Annotated in this window: 17 protein-coding genes; 15 read left to right on the top strand and 2 right to left on the bottom strand. The window is 46.8% G+C overall.

Annotated features, from left to right (window positions below):
• Positions 1-42 precede the first annotated feature (42 nt).
• Positions 43-549: a YwhD family protein gene (locus tag BLW49_RS27375; RefSeq protein ID WP_076315739.1), complete on the top strand. Its 507-nt coding sequence runs from the start codon at positions 43-45 to the stop codon at positions 547-549.
• A 128-nt stretch (positions 550-677) separates the two neighbouring features.
• Here the strand turns inward: BLW49_RS27375 and BLW49_RS27380 are convergent, their stop codons facing one another.
• Positions 678-2,690, bottom strand: a complete 2,013-nt coding sequence (locus tag BLW49_RS27380) for a transglycosylase domain-containing protein (protein ID WP_090728087.1) — start codon at positions 2,688-2,690, stop codon at positions 678-680.
• A gap of 196 nt (positions 2,691-2,886) precedes the next feature.
• Here BLW49_RS27380 and BLW49_RS27385 point away from each other — a divergent pair, with 196 nt between their 5' ends.
• From BLW49_RS27385 to argS, 10 genes are all read left to right on the top strand, one after another.
• Positions 2,887-5,802 carry a Na+/H+ antiporter subunit A gene (locus BLW49_RS27385; RefSeq protein WP_090728078.1) on the top strand — a complete coding sequence of 972 codons (2,916 nt, stop codon included), beginning with the start codon at positions 2,887-2,889 and terminating at the stop codon, positions 5,800-5,802.
• 2 nt (positions 5,803-5,804) lie between these two features.
• Positions 5,805-6,143 (top strand): Na(+)/H(+) antiporter subunit C, encoded by a 339-nt coding sequence (locus BLW49_RS27390; protein ID WP_047914341.1) that lies wholly within the window; start codon positions 5,805-5,807, stop codon positions 6,141-6,143.
• A complete protein-coding gene (locus BLW49_RS27395; RefSeq protein WP_076315737.1) occupies positions 6,136-7,620 on the top strand; it encodes a Na+/H+ antiporter subunit D in 1,485 nt (494 codons plus the stop codon). Before BLW49_RS27390 ends, BLW49_RS27395 begins: the two co-directional genes overlap by 8 nt.
• Positions 7,621-7,624: 4 nt before the next feature.
• Complete coding sequence (locus BLW49_RS27400; RefSeq protein ID WP_076315736.1) at positions 7,625-8,101, top strand: Na+/H+ antiporter subunit E; 477 nt, start codon at positions 7,625-7,627, stop codon at positions 8,099-8,101.
• Positions 8,101-8,385 (top strand): Na(+)/H(+) antiporter subunit F1, encoded by a 285-nt coding sequence (locus tag BLW49_RS27405; protein ID WP_083656271.1) that lies wholly within the window; start codon positions 8,101-8,103, stop codon positions 8,383-8,385. The genes BLW49_RS27400 and BLW49_RS27405 overlap by 1 nt, the downstream gene beginning before the upstream one ends.
• The gene (gene mnhG, locus BLW49_RS27410) at positions 8,369-8,797 is read left to right on the top strand and encodes a monovalent cation/H(+) antiporter subunit G (protein ID WP_076315735.1); all 429 of its coding nucleotides are present in this window, start codon (positions 8,369-8,371) and stop codon (positions 8,795-8,797) included. Before BLW49_RS27405 ends, mnhG begins: the two co-directional genes overlap by 17 nt.
• Before the next feature lie 211 nt (positions 8,798-9,008).
• Positions 9,009-9,836 (top strand): polyamine aminopropyltransferase, encoded by an 828-nt coding sequence (gene speE / locus BLW49_RS27415; RefSeq protein WP_076315734.1) that lies wholly within the window; start codon positions 9,009-9,011, stop codon positions 9,834-9,836.
• 16 nt (positions 9,837-9,852) lie between these two features.
• Complete coding sequence (gene speB, locus BLW49_RS27420; protein ID WP_076315733.1) at positions 9,853-10,722, top strand: agmatinase; 870 nt, start codon at positions 9,853-9,855, stop codon at positions 10,720-10,722.
• 232 nt (positions 10,723-10,954) lie between these two features.
• On the top strand, positions 10,955-11,374 hold the full coding sequence (locus tag BLW49_RS27425) for a YwiB family protein (RefSeq protein ID WP_076315732.1): 420 nt from the start codon (positions 10,955-10,957) through the stop codon (positions 11,372-11,374).
• Positions 11,375-11,377: 3 nt separating this feature from the next.
• On the top strand, positions 11,378-13,057 hold the full coding sequence (gene argS, locus BLW49_RS27430; RefSeq protein ID WP_076315731.1) for an arginine--tRNA ligase: 1,680 nt from the start codon (positions 11,378-11,380) through the stop codon (positions 13,055-13,057).
• A gap of 146 nt (positions 13,058-13,203) precedes the next feature.
• On the opposite strand, the gene BLW49_RS27435 is transcribed toward argS, so the two are convergent.
• Positions 13,204-14,370 carry a S8 family peptidase gene (locus BLW49_RS27435; RefSeq protein WP_076315730.1) on the bottom strand — a complete coding sequence of 389 codons (1,167 nt, stop codon included), beginning with the start codon at positions 14,368-14,370 and terminating at the stop codon, positions 13,204-13,206.
• Between the two features lie 547 nt (positions 14,371-14,917).
• Here BLW49_RS27435 and rpoE point away from each other — a divergent pair.
• The 4 genes from rpoE to fba all read left to right on the top strand — a co-directional run bounded on the left by rpoE (position 14,918) and on the right by fba (position 19,079).
• Positions 14,918-15,460: a DNA-directed RNA polymerase subunit delta gene (gene rpoE / locus BLW49_RS27440; RefSeq protein ID WP_076315729.1), complete on the top strand. Its 543-nt coding sequence runs from the start codon at positions 14,918-14,920 to the stop codon at positions 15,458-15,460.
• Positions 15,461-15,793: 333 nt separating this feature from the next.
• Positions 15,794-17,404 (top strand): CTP synthase, encoded by a 1,611-nt coding sequence (locus tag BLW49_RS27445; RefSeq protein ID WP_076315728.1) that lies wholly within the window; start codon positions 15,794-15,796, stop codon positions 17,402-17,404.
• Between the two features lie 207 nt (positions 17,405-17,611).
• A complete protein-coding gene (locus BLW49_RS27450) occupies positions 17,612-17,992 on the top strand; it encodes a response regulator (protein ID WP_076315727.1) in 381 nt (126 codons plus the stop codon).
• A gap of 232 nt (positions 17,993-18,224) precedes the next feature.
• Complete coding sequence (fba, locus tag BLW49_RS27455; RefSeq protein WP_076315726.1) at positions 18,225-19,079, top strand: class II fructose-1,6-bisphosphate aldolase; 855 nt, start codon at positions 18,225-18,227, stop codon at positions 19,077-19,079.

The following is a 19,079-nucleotide window of genomic DNA, read 5'->3' on the forward strand; positions in this document are numbered from 1 at the left end:
ATTAGTTAAAATATTGGTATCAACTTTTGGAGGCCATAATCAATGGAACAAAACGGTCAAAGCGGCAAGAAACAAATTGCCTTGAATATTGTAAGCAGTAAGAGCAAGCATAAAGGATTTGGTGCAGGATCCATTGATCTGAACAACTTATCTCCTGTCATTATTGATGCTGGAGAGGCGAAGATTGATATTGGCGCCATGCATGCGAAGAGCAAAGTGGAGCGGGGGATTAAATTCTCTGCGGATAAGGCAGATGTGCCGAACGGCCGCCAGGTGTGGCTCGTATGGGTGGCAGTGGACCGTACTCCGGAAGGGCAGCTGTATGCAGGCGCCACCGCATGCGAAATGTGGATTGATACGGAAGCGAGACGGGGCTGGAAGATTCTCGCCGATCATGTGAACAAGATGGATTATGCAATGAAGCGCCGGATCATGCTGGATGGGCTGGGAGCAGAAGAGAAAGCAGCATTGAAGAAGCTGCTTATAGCTCATAATGAGGACTGGTGGAATGCTTCTCCAGAAGAATTGAAGCAAGCGCTGGAGAGCTGATAATATTGTTCAAATCTAAAAGAACCGCAGGGCTGAAGTTCATCAGCTCTGCGGTTCTTTGCTGTTTAATCGTGCCGTTGCCCGGGCACGGAGTCACCAAGCACGTACGTAAAACCCAGGTTTCAGGCTTATTTGGTCCACCAATTCTTAAAGTGATCCCACCAAGTATCATCTCGTTCTCTCTCAATATCCTGCTCCGTCGAGTCTTGTTCCGGCTCAGCATAATGCTCGGTACAATATTCGGCCGGCTCTGTGCCGCGAAGGAATACTTCGAGCCTGCGATTCTCACAATAATTGCCGGCAAGCTTGCCAGTTGTCGGATCGACATAAACACTGGTCACGCCTTCAGGCACAGGAAATACTTTTGGAGGCACATTCTCAAGCGCCTTCTCTGTGTATTCGGCGAAGATCGGAGCAGCCCTGCGGCTCTCCGTTGTTGTAATCTCTTTTCCTTCATCGTAGCCAACCCACACAGCGGTCGCGAGTTCCGGTGTATATCCCACCATCCAGGCATCGGAGCTCGTGGTGCCTGTCTTGCCCGCGACAGGCCTTGCAAGCTTGCCCGCAACCCGGTGAGCTGTACCTCCCGTATCAAATACGCTCTCCAGCAGATTGGTTATTACATAAGCTGAGGCCGGGTCAACGACCTGTTCGGGTGCCTGCTCCGGAACTTTATACACGATGCGATCAGCCGCATCCGTAATCTTAAGCACGGCAATCGGGGCATTTCGCTGTCCTTCATTGGCAAGCACACTGTATGCTGAGGCCATTTCAAACACGCTCACAGGGGAGGTGCCGAGGGCAAGCGAAGGCACTCCGCTGAGCGAGCTGGTTATCCCTAATTTGTGGGCCATGGCAATAACCGGCTCATATCCGATTTGCATCAGTGTAGTGACTGCATAAATATTATCCGAAACGGCAATCGCCTTGCGCATATCAATCCAGCCAAGATATTTCTCGCCAAAATTGCTGGGCTCATAGGTCTTTCGGTCATTATCGTAATGGAATACCGTCGGTTTGCTCTCGAATAGAGAAACACTGGTGAGCTGTTTGGATTCAATGGCCGTTAGATACATGATCGGCTTGAAGGAGGAGGCCGGCTGGCGATTACTGGCCAGTGCATGATTATACTGACTCGTCAGATAATTGGTGCCGCCCACCATTGCTTTTACATATCCATCGCGAGGGTCAATGGAGACCAGGCCGACTTGAAGCTGACTCTTTGGATCCATTATGCGGGCCACTGTCTCTTCAGCAGCTTGTTGCATCCGCATATCAATGGTCGAGTAAATATTAAGTCCTCCGTGATCCAGACGTGAAGAGTCAATGCCCAGCTCATTAACGACCACATTACGGATATAATCACGGAAATACGGAGCCTCTTCATTTGTTTTCCGTTCACTTTGCGGCTTGATATCCAGCATTTCATTGTATGCGGTGTCAGCCTCACTCTGTGTAATATCACCTGTATCGACCATAGCGCTGAGAACAATCTTCTGCCGATCCTTTGCTTTCTTCATATTATTGTACGGCGAGTAGTAAGTAGGACCCTTGGGGACACCGGCGAGAAGTGAGCTCTCCGCAAGCGTAAGATCTGCCGCCGACTTGCCGAAATAGAGCTGAGATGCGGCTTCAATTCCATAGGCTCCGTGACCATAGTAGATTTCGTTCAGATACATTTGTAGAATTTCGTCTTTTGTAAAATTCATTTCAAGCTGGGCTGTATAGACCGCCTCTTTTATTTTTCGTGACCATGTCTTCTCATGGGTTAAATACAGATTTCTGGCAAGCTGCTGTGTCAATGTACTTGCACCTTGTGCCATGCTCATTTCCTTGATGTTTACGAGAATAGCTCGTCCCACGCCTACAATATCAAAGCCATAATGCTCATAAAATTTGCGGTCCTCGACGGCAATGGTAGCCTCTTTTAATTCAGGTGCAATCTGATCCAGCTTCACAGGAGTCGAATCCTTCCCACTGGAGGAAAATGTAGCGATGACCTCACCGTTGATATCAAACAGCCTTGAATTTCGGTCATTATCTGCGAGAGGGAGGCTCGTAGCATATAGATAGATGACAAGCACTGTAGTTAGCACAATGCCCGTGAGCGCCAGAATGCCTAGTACTTTCAGAACCTTCATGGTGCGGCTTGTTTTCTTTTTCGTGGATTCTGCAGATTGTGACAAATGGAGCCCTCCCTTCATTCCAAAAATAACCTTATGTACCAGTATGGGACTAGGTCCTATTCATTATTCATAGCAATCAAAGATTCTGTGCATAGCAGATACGGGTAAAGGTTAACATAAACTCTAATTCGTGCTACTAGGGGGTGTACTTGTGTATCTGCTTCATACTTCTATTCTTCTTCCCATTGCAGCAGGGATTGGGATTGCATTTATGAAAGGTTTGTCACACCGTTTTCACCTGGGATGGGCGGTTTTGTTCGTACCGCTGATTCTGTTTGCCTATTTTCTGAGCCTCATTCCTGATGTGAGGAACTACGCTGTATTCTATGAATCCATTCCGTGGATTCCATCGCTTGGCATTTATTTTACAATTTACTTAGACGGATTAAGCCTACTAATCTCGCTGCTGATTACAGGGATAGGCACTCTGGTTGTTCTATACTCTGTTTACTATATGGAACGTGGTCAGGCATTGCATCAGTTCTACTTGTATCTGCTCCTGTTTATGGGAGCGATGCTTGGCGTTGTACTCTCAGACAACATGATGGTGCTATACGGCTTTTGGGAGCTGACGAGTATCGCTTCTTTCCTGTTGATTGCTTTTCATCATAGTAAGGTAGAGTCGATCCGCGGTGCACAAAAGTCATTTCTTGTCACGGTCTTTGGTGGATTCGCGATGCTGACAGGGTTCATCATGTTGTATTTGATCAGCGGCTCATACAGCATAAGAGAAACGATCGAGTCTATCTCTAATATAGACGATCATTCGCTGTTCATCCCTGCGCTTATTCTCATTCTGATCGGGGCCTTTACCAAATCCGCACAGTTCCCGTTTCATATCTGGCTGCCCGATGCGATGGAAGCACCGACGCCAGTAAGTGCCTATTTGCATTCAGCCACAATGGTCAAAGCCGGCATTTATATTGTAGCCCGTTATACACCGGTCTTTGGTGGTGAAGCTGTATGGTTCTGGCTTGTCTCGCTTGTAGGGATTATAACGATGGCTTACGGCTCACTTATTGCGATTAAGAAGACGGATCTCAAAGCCATTTTGGCGTATTCAACTATATCTCAGCTTGGGCTCATCATGTCACTGTTTGGGTTAGGCTCGGCTGCACTTTATTTTGGATATGGGTCGGAATCCTTATTATATACAACAGCAACAACGGCAGGCATATTACATTTGTTTAATCATGCGCTGTTCAAGGGATCACTATTTATGATGGCAGGGATTGTAGATCACGAGACAGGCACACGGGATATTAGAAAGCTTGGCGGACTTATATCCGTCATGCCGATAACCTTCTCGATTGCTCTCATTGGCACGTTCTCCATGGCAGGTCTGCCGCCTTTCAACGGATTCATTAGTAAGGAGATGTTCTTCAAGGCGACGCTTGAAATGACGGAACTGGGCATATTCAATCTCGAAGCCTGGGGAATGCTATTTCCCATCTTGGCCTGGATTGCCAGTGTAATGACTTTTATTTATTCCATGGTTATCGTATTTCGGACATTTCTTGGAACGAACAAGACTGAAATTCCTGTACATAAGCTTCATGAAGCACCTATAGGAATGTTAATTCCGCCATCTATTCTGGCGCTGATGGTACTGGTCACAGGAGTATATCCGGATCTGTTATCTGGCGGGCTGATTGAGCCGGCGATGGCCTCGGTTCTGTCTCCCCTTCTAGCTGAAGGAGAACGTTTCGATGTGCATCTGTATCTATGGCATGGAATCACACCCGAGCTGTGGATGACCTTAGGCGTTGTTGTTCTCGGTGGAGTCATCTACAAATTCCTGCCCAGATGGAAGACTCAATATGAGGATTACATCCCCAGATATACCATCAACCGTTTTTATTCAACGGCATTTAGAGGGCTGCACCGGTTTGCGAAGCGATGGACTCAGACCTACATGAACGGATCGCTGCGCAACTATTTAATTTACATCTTCGGCTTTATGCTGATCCTGATCTTCTATGCATTCTGGCGCGCCAGCGATATACAGTGGGATTTCAGCGGCTATGAATCGTTCATGGCTTATGAAAATATTTTGCTCGCGGGCTTAATTATTACGGCATTGTGCATTCCATTAGCCAAACACAGATTGTCTGCTGTCATCCTAACAGGGGCTGTGGGTTATCTTGTTACCTTGTTCTTTGTGCTCTTCAGAGCGCCAGATTTGGCCTTGACTCAAATGGTGGTTGAAACGGTATCGGTCGCACTTTTCCTGCTCTGCTTCTATCACCTTCCCGAGCTGACGCCCAAATCAAGCAGGAAATATCAGGCTTTGAACCTGGTTATTGCTATCGGGGTAGGTGTCATGGTTACCTTGATTGCTCTGGCAGCAAGCGGAACACCTCAGCTCGCTTCCGTTTCCGAGTTCTTTACAAGGGAGAGCTATAACCTGGCAGGGGGCAAGAACATTGTCAACGTGCTTCTGGTTGACTTCCGTGGTTTTGATACGCTGCTTGAAATTATGGTGCTTGGTGTTGCTGCCCTGGCGATCTATTCGATGATCAATCTCAATTTGACGGGCAGAGATCTTGGCTCGAAGCATCAAGCTTTGCCGAAGAAGGAAGAGGAGGATCAAGCAAAGGATAAGAGTCGAATGGTCAAGCCGGATAATTGGAACACCGTTCCTTTGCGAAGTAACGATGTCTTCTTACAGATGAGTACAAAGATCATTGTGTTTATTATCTTAATCTTTGCTCTGTATCTCTTCTTCGCCGGACATCATCAGCCGGGGGGCGGATTTATCAGCGGTCTCGTAACCTCTGCCTCACTCGTACTTATGGCGATCGCGTTCAATACAGATACGCTGCGCAGAATACTTCCGGTCGACTACCGTTATGTCATTGCATGGGGCCTTCTTATATCACTAGCAACCGCTGCGGGATCTTTCCTGTTTGGGGTTCCGTTTATGAGCCAGACATTTGGTTATTTCAATATTCCGATACTGGGCGAGGTTGAACTGACGACCGCCCTCATCTTTGAAGCAGGCGTGTTCATGGCCGTGGTTGGTGTCACGATGACCATCATTTTGCAAATTGGGGAGGATCGATGACGATGGAAATTATAATGAGTGTTACCGTGGGCATTCTATTTGCCGTAGGTGTGTACCTGATACTGTCTCGAAGCTTGCTGCGGCTTGTGCTGGGGATATCCATCTTGTCACACGGAGTGCATCTATTGCTTATGACAATGGCTCGTCTGAAGACAGGTGCACCTCCGCTGCTGGGAGAGAACGCCGAGCAATATGTGGACCCTCTTCCACAAGCACTGATCCTGACTTCGATTGTCATTAACTTTGGACTGCTGTCCTTCTTCTTCGTGCTTGCCTATCGTTCGTATCTCAAACTGAAGACCGACGATATGGAGGAAGTAAGGGGGCCGAAATATGAATAACCTTGTTGTTCTGCCGATCTTCATCCCTGTTCTCACAGGGATTCTTCTTATTCTGTTTATGAAGTCGGTCAGAATACAGCGCTGGATCAGCGGAATTGGTACTGTCATTGCTCTTGGCATAGCGATCCTGTTGTTCGCACAAGTATCCGTTTCAGGCCTCCAGCTGCTCAATATGGGAGGATGGGCAGCACCATATGGCATCGTGTTTGTAGCGGATACTCTTGCGTCTCTGCTTGTACTCGTAGCCTCCATTATTGCGGTGGCTTGTATCTTCTATGCATTTAGAAGTCTCACAGAGGAGAGAGAGAAATACCACTTTTACGTGTTCTTTCAATTTCTGATGGCTGGCGTCAACGGCTCCTTCCTAACCGGAGATCTGTTCAATCTATTCGTTTGCTTTGAGCTGATGCTTATTTCTTCTTATGCACTGTTGGTGCTGGGGAATACGGAAAGACAGCTGATGGAGTCGTTAAAATATGTGCTGATCAATATGGTATCCTCCTCCTTCTTTGTCGTTGGCATAGGTTACCTGTATTCCGTTGTAGGAACCGTCAACCTGGCTCACTTATCGGTGAGGGTGGCTGAGGTAGGGCAGGATGGTATTCTGGGAGTCATCTCGGTCCTATTCCTGCTTATCTTCAGCATCAAAGCCGGGCTGTTCTTGTTCTTCTGGCTATCCGGTTCTTATGCTGCTCCGCCGGCCATCGTAACCGCACTGTTTGCCGGTCTTCTGACGAAGGTGGGTTTATACGCCATTGTGCGGATGTTCACACTTGTGTTCTATCACGATCCAGAGTTTACTCGTCAGATCATTGGCTGGATGGCAGGCGCTACCATGATACTAGGGGTAATCGGTGCTATTGCCTATAAGAACGTAAATAAGATTTTGGTGTACAACGTTGTGGCAGGGGTAGGCTTTGTGGCCTTTGGGATGGCAGCAGATAACAAGCTCGCGCTTGAAGGGCTTATGTTCTATCTATTGCACGACATGATTATCAAAACACTCTTGTTCCTGCTAGGCGGAGCATTAATTGCCGCTGCCGGGACCGCAAGTCTTAACAATATGGGCGGGCTCATCCGCAGCTACCCGCTGCTCGGCTGGATGTTCTTCGTAGCTGCACTTGCTCTGGCAGGTGTTCCTCCGCTAAGCGGATTCCCGGGTAAGCTGATGCTTTTTGAAGGGGGCATTGCCGCGGGGCTGTACGGGCTGACCACAATTGCGGTAATTGCCAGCTTCCTGATGCTGTACTCGCTTCTGCGAATCTTCATTTATGCTTTCTGGGGAAAGGGGCAGACCATCCATTCGGATGAAGCTCATTACTCCATTAACCGGATGCTCATTCCGGCAGGGGGGCTGTTTGTTATTGTGATCGGTATGGGGCTGTTTGCAGAGGTGCTGTATCCTTCCTTTTCGACGGCGGCACATGTACTGATTGATCCCAGCCTGTATGTCAATAAGGTATTAAAGGGGTGGTGATTGAATGTCCAGGCAGATTATTCTCAATCTACTCATCACTTTTCTATGGATGATGCTCAATCATTCATGGAGCGGAGCCAGCTTCTTTGTAGGGTACACCCTTGGTTTGCTGATCATTTTTGCATTCCGTAGGTTCTTCCCTGAGCCCTTCTATTTAAAAAAGCTATGGGCCACCTTAAAGCTGATCAAGCTGCTTATTGTAGAGCTCTTTCGTTCCTCGTTTGAAGTTATTTCCCATATTGTAAAGCCGAAGCTCGACATTTCGCCCGGAATTTTTAAATATGAGACGGATCTTCGTTCCGAATTCGAGATTATGCTGCTGTTTCTGTTCATCTCACTGACGCCAGGCACGATGCCCCTTGAGATTTCCAGAAACAAGAGAACCATATACATTCACGCGTTCCATATCCCGGACGAAGGGAAGATTGCAGAGGGTATCAAAAATACATTTGAGAAAGCGATTATGGAGGTGACGAGATAATGCTGACCATTGTTCTTAGCATGTCGCTGTTGCTGCTGGGTATCGCCATTCTCGGGTGTCTGTATCGGGTCCTGAAGGGGCCTTCCATGGCTGACCGCATCACGGCACTCGATACGATTGGTATTCACTTGATTGGAAGTGTAGCTGTATTGTCTATGCTGCTTCATACTCAGGCTTATGTGGATATCATCCTCTTAATTGGCATCTTGGCGTTTATCAGTACAGTTGCCTTTGCCAGATTTATTGAAAGGGGGCTTGTACTCGAAAATGACGATGATCTTTAGTGTAATCGTTGGGCTCCTTGTCTTGTTTGGTGCGATTCTGAGTGTGCTGAGTGCCTACGGACTCATCCGGCTTCCGGATGTATACCTCCGAGCGCACGCAGCAACAAAGAGTAATACGCTTGGCATTTTATGTATCCTGTCCGGCAGTTTCTTGTTTTTTATCGTGTATGACGGCTATGTGAGTGCAAGGCTGCTTCTTGGCATTCTGTTTGTTTTTTTGACCGCTCCTGTTGCAGGGCATTTGAATGGTCGTGCTGCTTATCGTACCGATGTTCCATTATGGAAGGGGAGCTCGCTTGATGAACTGGCAAAGGCTCTTAAAGGGAAGAAACGACATATCCCCGAGAACGAGGAAATTTCTGTAGATTCACTTGAGCCGGAGCCGAATAGAAATCATACCAAGCATGAGTGAGCTATCCTGAAAATAACGCAATAGAACAGTATCTTTACAGCGATTTCAGATTTAACGTATAATGCAAAAGTGCGTCAATTTGTGCCATGGGTTTAGTGCAATATAGACGGAAAATCTGAAGCTCCTCTTCGCTTGTATATGCTGTTTAGATAGAAATCCAGGTGAAAGCTGCCGGCGGAACACTTATTCTAATCGAGAGAAGGTAATAACGATGGAATTGTGGTTTACGGAGAAACAAACCGAGAATTTCGGCATTACAATGAAGATTCACGAAACTTATGTGAATGAACAGACGGAATTTCAAGATCTGGCTATGGTCAAAACCGAGGAGTTCGGCAATATGCTGCTCCTTGATGGTATGGTAATGACGACAGAAAAAGACGAATTCGTATACCATGAGATGGTTGCGCATCCGGTACTATATACGCATCCTAACCCTGAGCATGTACTTGTGGTTGGCGGCGGTGACGGCGGAGTCATCCGTGAAGTGCTCAAGCACCCTCAAGTGAAAAAGGCGGTTCTGGTTGATATCGACGGCAAGGTAATCGAGTATTCCAAAAAATATTTGCCAAGCATAGCAGGCAAGCTGGAGGATGCTCGGGTCGAAGTGCTCGTAGGTGACGGCTTTATGCACATTCATGATCACAAGGCTGCTTATGATGTCATCATGGTAGATTCCACTGAGCCGGTAGGCCCTGCAGCCAATCTGTTCACACGCGGCTTCTACCAAGGAATTTACGAAGCATTAAGAGAAGACGGCATTTTTGTTGCTCAAACGGACAACCCTTGGTTTAAGGCAGATCTGATTCAGAGTGTGAACAAAGACGTGAAGGAAGTGTTCCCGATCGTTCGTGTGTATGGAGCGAATATTCCAACCTACCCAAGCGGTCTGTGGACGTTTACCATGGGAAGCAAGAAGTATGATCCGCTCGAAGTTGATGAGACAGCGATCCCAGAAATCGATACTAAATATTATACTCCGCGTCTTCACAAAGCAGCGTTTGTGCTGCCAAGATTCGTGGAAGATCTGATTAAATAAGGAGAATTAGCTTAATATGAAAATTGATCAAGCATACTCTGGAAATGTGTTTATTTGCAGTTCCGAGGATTATGAGAATTCCAAAGCCGTGATCTACGGCATGCCGATGGATTACACCGTCAGCTTCCGACCGGGCTCGCGTTTCGGTCCGGCACATATTCGCCAGGCTTCTGTAGGACTTGAAGAGTACAGTCCTTACCTGGATAGAAGCATCGTGGATCTGAAGTATTTCGATGCAGGCGATTTGCTGCTGCCATTCGGTAATGCAGGCCGCAGCCTGGATATCATCCGGGAGTATGTGGAAGGTCTCTTGGCTGACGGTAAGATTCCAGTTGGTCTTGGCGGAGAGCATCTGGTCACTTGGCCAGTACTTGAAGCAATGTACAAGAAATATCCTGATCTTGCGATTATTCATATTGATGCTCATGCCGATCTTCGTGAGCAGTATGAGGGTGAGCCTCTGTCCCATTCGACTCCAATCCGCAAAGCGGCAGAATTGATGGGAGGCAAGAACATTTATCAATTCGGTATCCGTTCCGGTTCGAGAGAAGAGTTTGCCTATGCACGCGAGAACATTAACTTCTATCCATTTGAAGTGGCAGCTCCCATGAAGGAAGCATTGCCGTCCATGGGCAGCCGTCCGGTTTACGTGACGATTGATATCGACGTGCTTGACCCTTCCGCAGCTCCAGGCACAGGAACTGCAGAAGCCGGCGGAATTACGTCGAAGGAATTGCTTGAGGCTGTTCATGCGATTGCAAGATCGAGTGTGAATGTCGTGGGATTTGACGTCGTTGAAGTGGCGCCGATCTATGACCCAACCCAGCAGACGCCAATCGTTGCATCCAAGCTGATCCGTGAAATGCTGCTTGGCTTCGTCAAGTAGATTTGTACAATATTACAAGCTTATGGTTTGTGAAGCACCCTTTCATCCCCTGATTGAAGAAGATATGATCAGGGCTGTTGGGGTGCTTTTGTATGCGAGCTGCCGTTTTACGGCATCATTTAGATAGACAGGCAGGATTTTGATTTGAACAATAGAACCAAAATCTATAGAATGAACTAAGGAAAGAAGCGAAAGGAACGCTTTTTTAAGGTAGATAGGGGACGATAGAATCATGTCAGGATGGAATCCCGTCAAGGTTCATATTTACAGTATGGCTGACGGCGAGAAGGTTATACAGACATTTACCGGAGAGGCGATCAGGAAAGGCAGCGCCCTCTATGTACGATATGAAGAAGAAGAGCAGGTTCCCGGGGGGAGCAGGATTCGAAATACCATTAAGGTCACAGAGCACAGCTTGAAGCTGATCCGCCATGGCGGAGTGGAATCAGAGCAGAATTTTGAGCTGGGCCAACGGCTGCCCGGATTCTATAAATCACCCTACACTTCGTTTGCTTTGTCTACGGACACGAAGAAGCTTGAGATTAGCACCGCAGGAATGTCGGCCAAGCTTGCTTTTCGCTATGATCTATATATGTTTGAAGAGAAATCAGGACGTTTTGATATCAGTATGGAAATACAGGAGGAACATTAATTCATGACACGCAATCCATTAGAGCTTATTAATGAGCAAGTGACTGCAGCAATTAAAGAAGCTGTAATATCAGCAGGTATTGTGGCTGAGGAAGAGATACCGGCAATCGTGCTGGAAGTACCGAAGGATAAGAGTCACGGGGATCTCGCGACGAATGCTGCAATGCAGCTGACTCGGATTGCTAAGAAGAATCCGCGCATGATCGCTGAACAAATGATTGAACATCTCGATTTATCGAAGGCTGGAATTGAGTCCGCTGAGATCGCAGGCCCAGGTTTTATTAATTTCCGTCTGAGTAAGAGCTATCTGTACCCCGTAATTGAACTCATTCACGAGCAGGGTGAGGACTACGGACGTGTGAATATGGGTGAGGGACGCAAAATCCAGATGGAGTTTGTCAGTGCGAACCCGACCGGAAGCCTTCATCTTGGACATGCCCGGGGAGCAGCTGTTGGCGATGCATTATGCAACGTGCTTGATTTTGCAGGGTATGAAGTAACGCGTGAGTACTATATTAATGATGCCGGCAATCAAGTGTTTAACCTGAGTAAATCCATTGAGGCACGTTATCTTCAGGAGCTGGGACAGGAAGTAGACATGCCGGAGGATGGCTATCATGGCGAGGATATTCGCGGCTTTGCCAGAGAACTGGTTGCTGAGAAGGGGAACTCCCTGCTTGAGCTCAATCCGGGTGACCGTGCAGCCTTCTTTAGAGATTACGGTCTTGAGAAAGAGCTTGATAAGATCAAACGTGACCTTGGACGCTTCCGTGTTGAATTCGATAATTGGTTCAGTGAAACCTCACTTTATGATAACGGAGCGGTTCTGAACGCGCTTGACGAGCTGCGGGAAAGAAACGAGATCTTCGAGAAGGACGGGGCGACCTGGCTGCATACTTCGAAATATGGTGACGATAAGGACCGTGTTCTCATTAAAAATGACGGCACATACACCTATCTGACACCGGATATTGCATACCATCGCGACAAGTATGCCCGCGGCTACGATACGATGATCAATATTTGGGGTGCAGACCACCATGGCTACATTCCAAGAATGAAGGCTGCTATGGAAGCGCTCGGCAACGATCCTGACAAACTGGTTGTACTCATTGCCCAAATGGTAAGCTTGTTCCAGAACGGCGAGAAGGTGAAGATGTCCAAGCGTACGGGCAAAGCCATTACGATGGAAGATCTGATGGACGAAGTTGGCGTAGACGCGATTCGATACTTCTTCACGATGCGCAGCATGGATTCTCATCTTGATTTTGATATGGATCTTGCCATCTCTACAAGCAACGAGAACCCGGTGTTCTACGTACAGTATGCACATGCCCGGGTATGCAGTGTATACCGTCAGGCAGAAGAGCAAGGGATCGTCATCTATCCTGTACGTGATGTGAACCTGTCCAAGCTGACAGCAGAGCATGAATATGACATTCTGCGCAAGCTGGGCGAGTTCCCTGAAGAGGTTGCAGCCGCAGCGAATGGATACGCACCGCACCGTATTATCCGTTATGTGTATGAGCTGTCGGCATTGTTCCACAGCTACTATAAGGCTGAGCGTGTCATTACCGATGATGCGGAGCAGACTCAAGCGAGACTGGCTCTTCTTGGTGCGGTTCGCACAGTCATTGCTACCAGCCTCAGACTTGTCGGCGTGAGTGCACCCGAAAAAATGTAATTTGTCATAGCAGCTGCCGAATAATCGGCTGTCCTTAAATAATGCAGAAGCCTCCCAAGATAATCTCGGGAGGCTTCTTTACTCAGATAAGATCCCAAATACAAATAAGGTCTAGATCTTTCGATACTAGAGAGACCACCGCATGTCTAACTAGACTTGGTTCCCTCCTGAAGCAATCGCAGTGCATGAAGCTCCCCGCCTTGATCGCTGGAACGGGCTGACTTTCCGGAACGAAGGGGGGTTGCGCTTTTCTTGATTAGCGTCTTGATCTCCTCAGGGGATAAACCAGGGCGTTCTGACAGCAATAATGCAATCGCACCACTGACATGAGAGGTAGCCATAGAGGTACCGCTCATCTCATGATATTTTCCATGAGTCCAGCAGGAGTATATATTTTTGCCTGGAGCATACACATCTACATAAGGGCCGCGATTGCTGAACTCAGCGATGCGTCTGTTCTCATCGGTTGCACCCACAGAGATGGTCTGTGCGTATCTGGCCGGATAATCAATGCTGCGCCGCTTGCCGTCATTTCCTGAAGAGGCGACGATGACGATGCCTTCCCTGCTTGCTTTATTGACGACATCAAGAAGAGCCTTACTCTTGGTGCGCATGCCGAAGCTCATGTTGATGATATCTACCCGGTTCCGGACACACCAATCAATGCCAAGGATGATATCTGAGACATAGGCTGATCCTTGATGATCGAATGCTTTTACAGGGTATATGATGGATCTAGGGGCAACGCCAATAATGCCTTCTGTGCTGTTTGCCGCGGCAATGGTGCCTGCAATATGGGTGCCATGACCATTATCATCGAAGGGAAGCATGTTTCGGTTGAGAAGATTAATGCCTCTGGCGAGGGAATGACGGAGGTCGGGGTGCTGATAATCGGCGCCTGTGTCAATGACAGCAATTTTTATTCGATGTCCTGTAGAATTGGACCAAGCCTTATGAGCACGAATCTTTCTCACCCCCCATGGGATGCCGTGACCGCCTCCTGAAGGGGGCGTTTTGATGTTTTTTATCGTGGAGTGAACCTTTATTTTACTGTCGTTCTCAATGGTTAAGGATGGATTACTCAAACTGTGAAGTCTGGCAGATGGAGTTAGAGGAACGATCAGTGCCCTGATCAGGCGGGATGCTCTGACATGCCGGAGATTTTTTAAGGTTGGCTTGAGCTTGGCAAGTGCAAGCAAACACTCATAATACTGCTGCGGTTTTGCGAAACGAATGATCTGGTGTCCGCTGGATGTCTGGGAAGCTTGATTCATCTCATCATTCAGCAGGGATAAGAATACGGAGTAATCCATTTTTGGGCAGTCCCCCTCTGGATGCCATGCTTGAGGTATTGTATGTACGTGCAGGTGATACGGCATGAGAAACCAGCCCTTTTTTATTGCAAATAGGCCCGATAAATCGTGTCAAATGGGGTAGAAATTCATAATATACATAGAGAGCTCCATGGCTCTTGCGGGGACCCGTCGAAGGAGCAATCCTTCAGGGCGGATACAGTCAGAAGGCGGGGGAGGGACCCCCGTCTTTTTTAAATTTTTTCAGCTGAATGTAAGTGAAAGCGCTACGGAAGAGTTATAGCCGAAGAGGGAATACTGAGGGAATACATATTGAAGAGAACATCATCGTGGGTTATATAGATAGAGATTGGAATTTTTCTGCTCGATTTATCTCGTTACTTATGCACATAAAACTTGCATTTTGAGGCTAAATAGGTTTTACTTAGGTTTGTTAATGGATATGTTAGTTATAGTTAAAGCGTTATATAGATTGAGCTAAAGCGGAGTGTTTAGGTCATTCTATAAACCGTTATGCGAATTAATGTGTGAGAGGAAGTGTCCGTTAGTGAGTACCTCACTCAATTTAAAATTGGATCCAGAAAGGATCCGTGAAATGCCGATGGTCGATTTGGCTTTTATGGTGCTTAAAGCTGCCAACACGCCTTATTACTATCGTGACCTGATGAATGAAGTAGCGAAGCTGCGTGGCCTTAGCGACGAAGAGATCAACGATGTCATTGCACAGCTATATACTGAAATTAATATCGACGGCCGGTTTGCCTATGTGGGAACCAATCTGTGGGGACTCAAGCGCTGGTATCCGATCGATAAAGCCGAAGATTCTGTCACTGGCACGAAGCGTCCAAGAATCATCAACGATGACGATGATGAGGATGAAGAGTACATTGATGAAGAACACGAGGATGAAGATTTCGATCATTCTGGTGATGAGGACGAGGATGATGATCTCTTCGATGATGACTCGGAAGAAGACGAGGATGATGTCGATGATGAGATTATCGGTGATGAAGAGCTGGATGATGAAGAAGACGTAGAAGACGATGACGATGAGCTGTCAGACGACGAAGATGAGGACGAGGAAATCTAGTCCAAAACTGGTTGTATAAAGTCGATGAACATCCTTGACAAAAGCTCATTGAAGCAGGTAAACTATTGCTTGGGCTTATGATTGAGCGATGAATATTACACGTGTTTTATATAAAAAAGTGCCCCGTTTTTTCGGGTGTGCTTTTTTCTTTTTTATAGGGAACTATAGATAGAAATAACATGTACCGCCTTGATCTGTGAGGCGGGATGTTTTTTTTGACAAGCAAATTTTGCTTATTCCCTTTTTAGACGATGATAACCTGAAAAATGGGTTAGGATAACATCATAATGTCGCCTGAATTTTACGGACTTTTATGTAGGAGGGTATTATAAAGTGACAACAAAGTATATTTTCGTGACGGGCGGGGTTGTGTCTTCCCTGGGCAAAGGGATTACAGCTGCATCTCTGGGAAGACTGCTGAAGAACAGAGGGCTTAAGGTGACGATTCAGAAATTCGATCCATACATTAATGTGGATCCAGGAACGATGAGTCCTTACCAGCATGGTGAAGTGTTTGTAACAGATGACGGAGCGGAAACAGACCTTGACCTTGGGCATTATGAGCGTTTTATTGATATTAACCTTTCCAAGAACAGCAATGTGACTACAGGCAAAGTGTACTCTACGGTTATTAGCAAAGAGCGCCGCGGAGAATATTTGGGCGGTACGGTTCAGGTTATTCCTCATATTACGAACGAGATTAAAGAACGCGTATTCCGCGCCGGTCGTGAAACCGGGTCTGATGTTGTTATTACGGAGATTGGTGGCACGGTAGGTGATATCGAGAGCTTGCCATATCTTGAAGCGATTCGTCAGATCAAGAGCGATGTAGGCCGGGATAATGTAATGTACATTCATGTTACGTTGATTCCTTACATCAAAGCAGCGGGTGAAGTGAAGACGAAGCCGACGCAGCACAGCGTTAAGGAACTGCGCGGAATCGGTATCCAGCCGAATGTGATCGTGTGCCGTACAGAGCAAGAGCTCTCTGCTGATATGAAGGCTAAGCTGGCCCTGTTCTGTGATATTGACCCGCATGCTGTGGTAGAATGCCGTGATGCAAGCACACTTTATGAGGTACCACTCAACCTTCGTGATGAAGGCTTGGATGAGATTGTAGTGAATCATTTGAAGCTGACAACACCTGCGCCGGACATGACCGAGTGGGAAGGTCTTGTTGATCGGATCAGCAAGCTGGAGAGAACAGTGGAAATCGCCATTGTTGGTAAATATGTTGCGCTTCATGATGCTTACCTTAGTGTGGTTGAATCGCTGTCTCATGCAGGCTTTGCTGCCAATGCAGAAGTGAAGCTCCGCTGGGTAAATGCTGAAGAGATCACGGATGAGAACGTAGATGAGCTGCTGCACGGAATCGGCGGAATTCTGGTACCTGGCGGTTTTGGCGATCGCGGTATTGAAGGTAAAGTATCGGCTATTCGCTATGCGCGTGAGAACAACATTCCGTTCTTCGGCATTTGCTTGGGCATGCAGGTATCTGTCATTGAGTATGCTCGTTCTATCGTTGGTCTCACAGGTGCTAACAGCTCGGAGATTAACCCTTCTACCGAATATCCAGTCATTGATCTGCTTCCAGAGCAAAAGGATATCGAGGATCTTGGCGGTACGATGCGTCTTGGGTTGTATCCTTGTAAATTGCAGGAAGGCTCCCTTGCAGCAGCTTGCTATCAGGATGAGCTGGTCTACGAGAGACATCGCCACCGGTATGAATTTAATAACGAGTACCGTGAAGTGATTGAGAAGGCGGGCCTGCTTATCTCGGGTACTTCTCCAGATGGACGTTTGGTGGAAATTGTTGAGCTTCCAGGACATCCTTGGTTCCTGTCCGTTCAATTCCATCCGGAATTCATTTCTCGTCCGAACCGTCCACAGCCATTGTTCCGTGAATTTGTGAAGGCGTCCCTTACTCATTCAGAGAATATGTAACTTCAAATTTATATAACCTTAAGATCCCGTTCTCGGGATCTTTTTTATCATATTAAAATTGGATGGTGTTACATTTATATGTAATATGGTTTGAGTAAGCAGGATTTAACTGAGCGAAGTAGAATCTTATATCTAACAACCTAAAAATCGCTGGATTAGGTATAATCATGTGCGGCTTGCGTAGATTGATTTGCGGGAGGTAAGACTTTGAATAACAAAAAAGTACTTATAGTTGATGATCAGAATGGAATTCGTATTTTGCTTATGGAAGTGTTCAGCAGTGAAGGGTATACAACATACCAGGCGGCTAACGGCAAAATAGCACTGGAGATTGTTCAGAAGCATTCCCCGGATCTTGTATTGCTGGATATGAAGATTCCAGGAATGGATGGTCTGGAAATACTGAAGCATATCAAAGAGATGAACTCTGAAATCAAGGTCATTATGATGACCGCATATGGCGAGCTTGACATGATAAAAGAAGCTACCGAGCTGGGAGCGCTAATGCACTTCACCAAACCATTTGACATTGATGAGATGCGGATCGCGGTTAATATGCAGCTTGGCGGGGTAAAGAACGAAATATAGGATGTATAGGGTCCTGTCTTAACGGGCAGGATTTTTTGTAGCCTTTTGTAAATGACATCACTTTGCCAGTGCCTTGTCTTCTGCTAGAATTCGAGATGGCAGGACGTTTCCGCAGCTTATTTATTTTTCAAACCCTTGTTTAGTATTTAACATCGGATGTGGTATAATAATGGCTGTATGTGATGTCGGCTAATAACCATAGACAAACAAAGACACTAGGAGGATTTAAACCATGCCATTAGTATCAATGACAGACATGTTAAACAAAGCGCTTAAAGGTCAGTATGCAGTTGGTCAATTCAACATCAACAACCTTGAGTGGACTCAAGCTATTCTTGCTGCAGCAGAAGAAGAGAAATCTCCAGTCATTCTTGGAGTATCCGAAGGCGCAGCTCGTCACATGGGCGGCTTCTACACTGTAGTGAAAATGACTGAGGGCCTCATCCACGATATGAAAATTACCGTGCCTGTAGCCATCCATCTTGATCATGGTTCCAGCTTTGATAAATGTAAAGAAGCAATTGATGCAGGCTTCACTTCCGTTATGATCGACGGTTCCCACCATGCAATCGACGAGAACATCGAAATCACTAAAAAAGTGGTTGAGTACGCACATTCCAAAGGCGTTTCCGTTGAAGCTGAAGTTGGTATCGTGGGCGGACAAGAGGATGATGTTGTCGGTGAAGTAATGTATGCTAAGCTTGACGATTGTGTTCGTATCGTTAACGAAACAGGTATCGATACACTTGCTCCAGCTCTTGGTTCCGTTCATGGTCCTTACAAAGGCGAGCCTAACCTTGGTTTTGCAGAAATGGAAGAGATCCGTAACGCAACTACACTTCCACTTGTTCTTCATGGTGGTACAGGTATCCCGACTCATGACATCAAGAAAGCAATCTCCCTGGGTACTTCCAAGATCAACGTGAATACAGAGAACCAAATCTCCTTCACGAAGACTGTTCGTGAAGTGCTTGCAGCTAAACCAAATGAATACGATCCACGTAAATATATCGTTCCAGGTCGTGACGCGATCAAAGCAACAGTTATCGGCAAAATCCGTGAGTTTGGTTCCAGCAACCAAGCGTAA

The organism is Paenibacillus sp. PDC88, assembly GCF_900106725.1.
Taxonomy (GTDB): domain Bacteria; phylum Bacillota; class Bacilli; order Paenibacillales; family Paenibacillaceae; genus Paenibacillus; species Paenibacillus shunpengii.

Excerpts from the sequence above, each read along its gene's own strand:
- speE (WP_076315734.1), top strand. The coding sequence starts at position 9,009 with ATGGAATTGTGGTTTACGGAGAAACAAACCGAGAATTTCGGCATTACA.
- speB (WP_076315733.1), top strand. The coding sequence starts at position 9,853 with ATGAAAATTGATCAAGCATACTCTGGAAATGTGTTTATTTGCAGTTCC.
- BLW49_RS27425 (WP_076315732.1), top strand. The coding sequence starts at position 10,955 with ATGTCAGGATGGAATCCCGTCAAGGTTCATATTTACAGTATGGCTGAC.
- BLW49_RS27400 (WP_076315736.1), top strand. The coding sequence starts at position 7,625 with ATGTCCAGGCAGATTATTCTCAATCTACTCATCACTTTTCTATGGATG.
- BLW49_RS27390 (WP_047914341.1), top strand. The coding sequence starts at position 5,805 with ATGGAAATTATAATGAGTGTTACCGTGGGCATTCTATTTGCCGTAGGT.
- argS (WP_076315731.1), top strand. The coding sequence starts at position 11,378 with ATGACACGCAATCCATTAGAGCTTATTAATGAGCAAGTGACTGCAGCA.
- BLW49_RS27395 (WP_076315737.1), top strand. The coding sequence starts at position 6,136 with ATGAATAACCTTGTTGTTCTGCCGATCTTCATCCCTGTTCTCACAGGG.
- BLW49_RS27380 (WP_090728087.1), bottom strand. The coding sequence starts at position 2,690 with ATGAAGGTTCTGAAAGTACTAGGCATTCTGGCGCTCACGGGCATTGTG.
- mnhG (WP_076315735.1), top strand. The coding sequence starts at position 8,369 with ATGACGATGATCTTTAGTGTAATCGTTGGGCTCCTTGTCTTGTTTGGT.
- BLW49_RS27405 (WP_083656271.1), top strand. The coding sequence starts at position 8,101 with ATGCTGACCATTGTTCTTAGCATGTCGCTGTTGCTGCTGGGTATCGCC.
- fba (WP_076315726.1), top strand. The coding sequence starts at position 18,225 with ATGCCATTAGTATCAATGACAGACATGTTAAACAAAGCGCTTAAAGGT.
- BLW49_RS27435 (WP_076315730.1), bottom strand. The coding sequence starts at position 14,370 with ATGGATTACTCCGTATTCTTATCCCTGCTGAATGATGAGATGAATCAA.
- BLW49_RS27375 (WP_076315739.1), top strand. The coding sequence starts at position 43 with ATGGAACAAAACGGTCAAAGCGGCAAGAAACAAATTGCCTTGAATATT.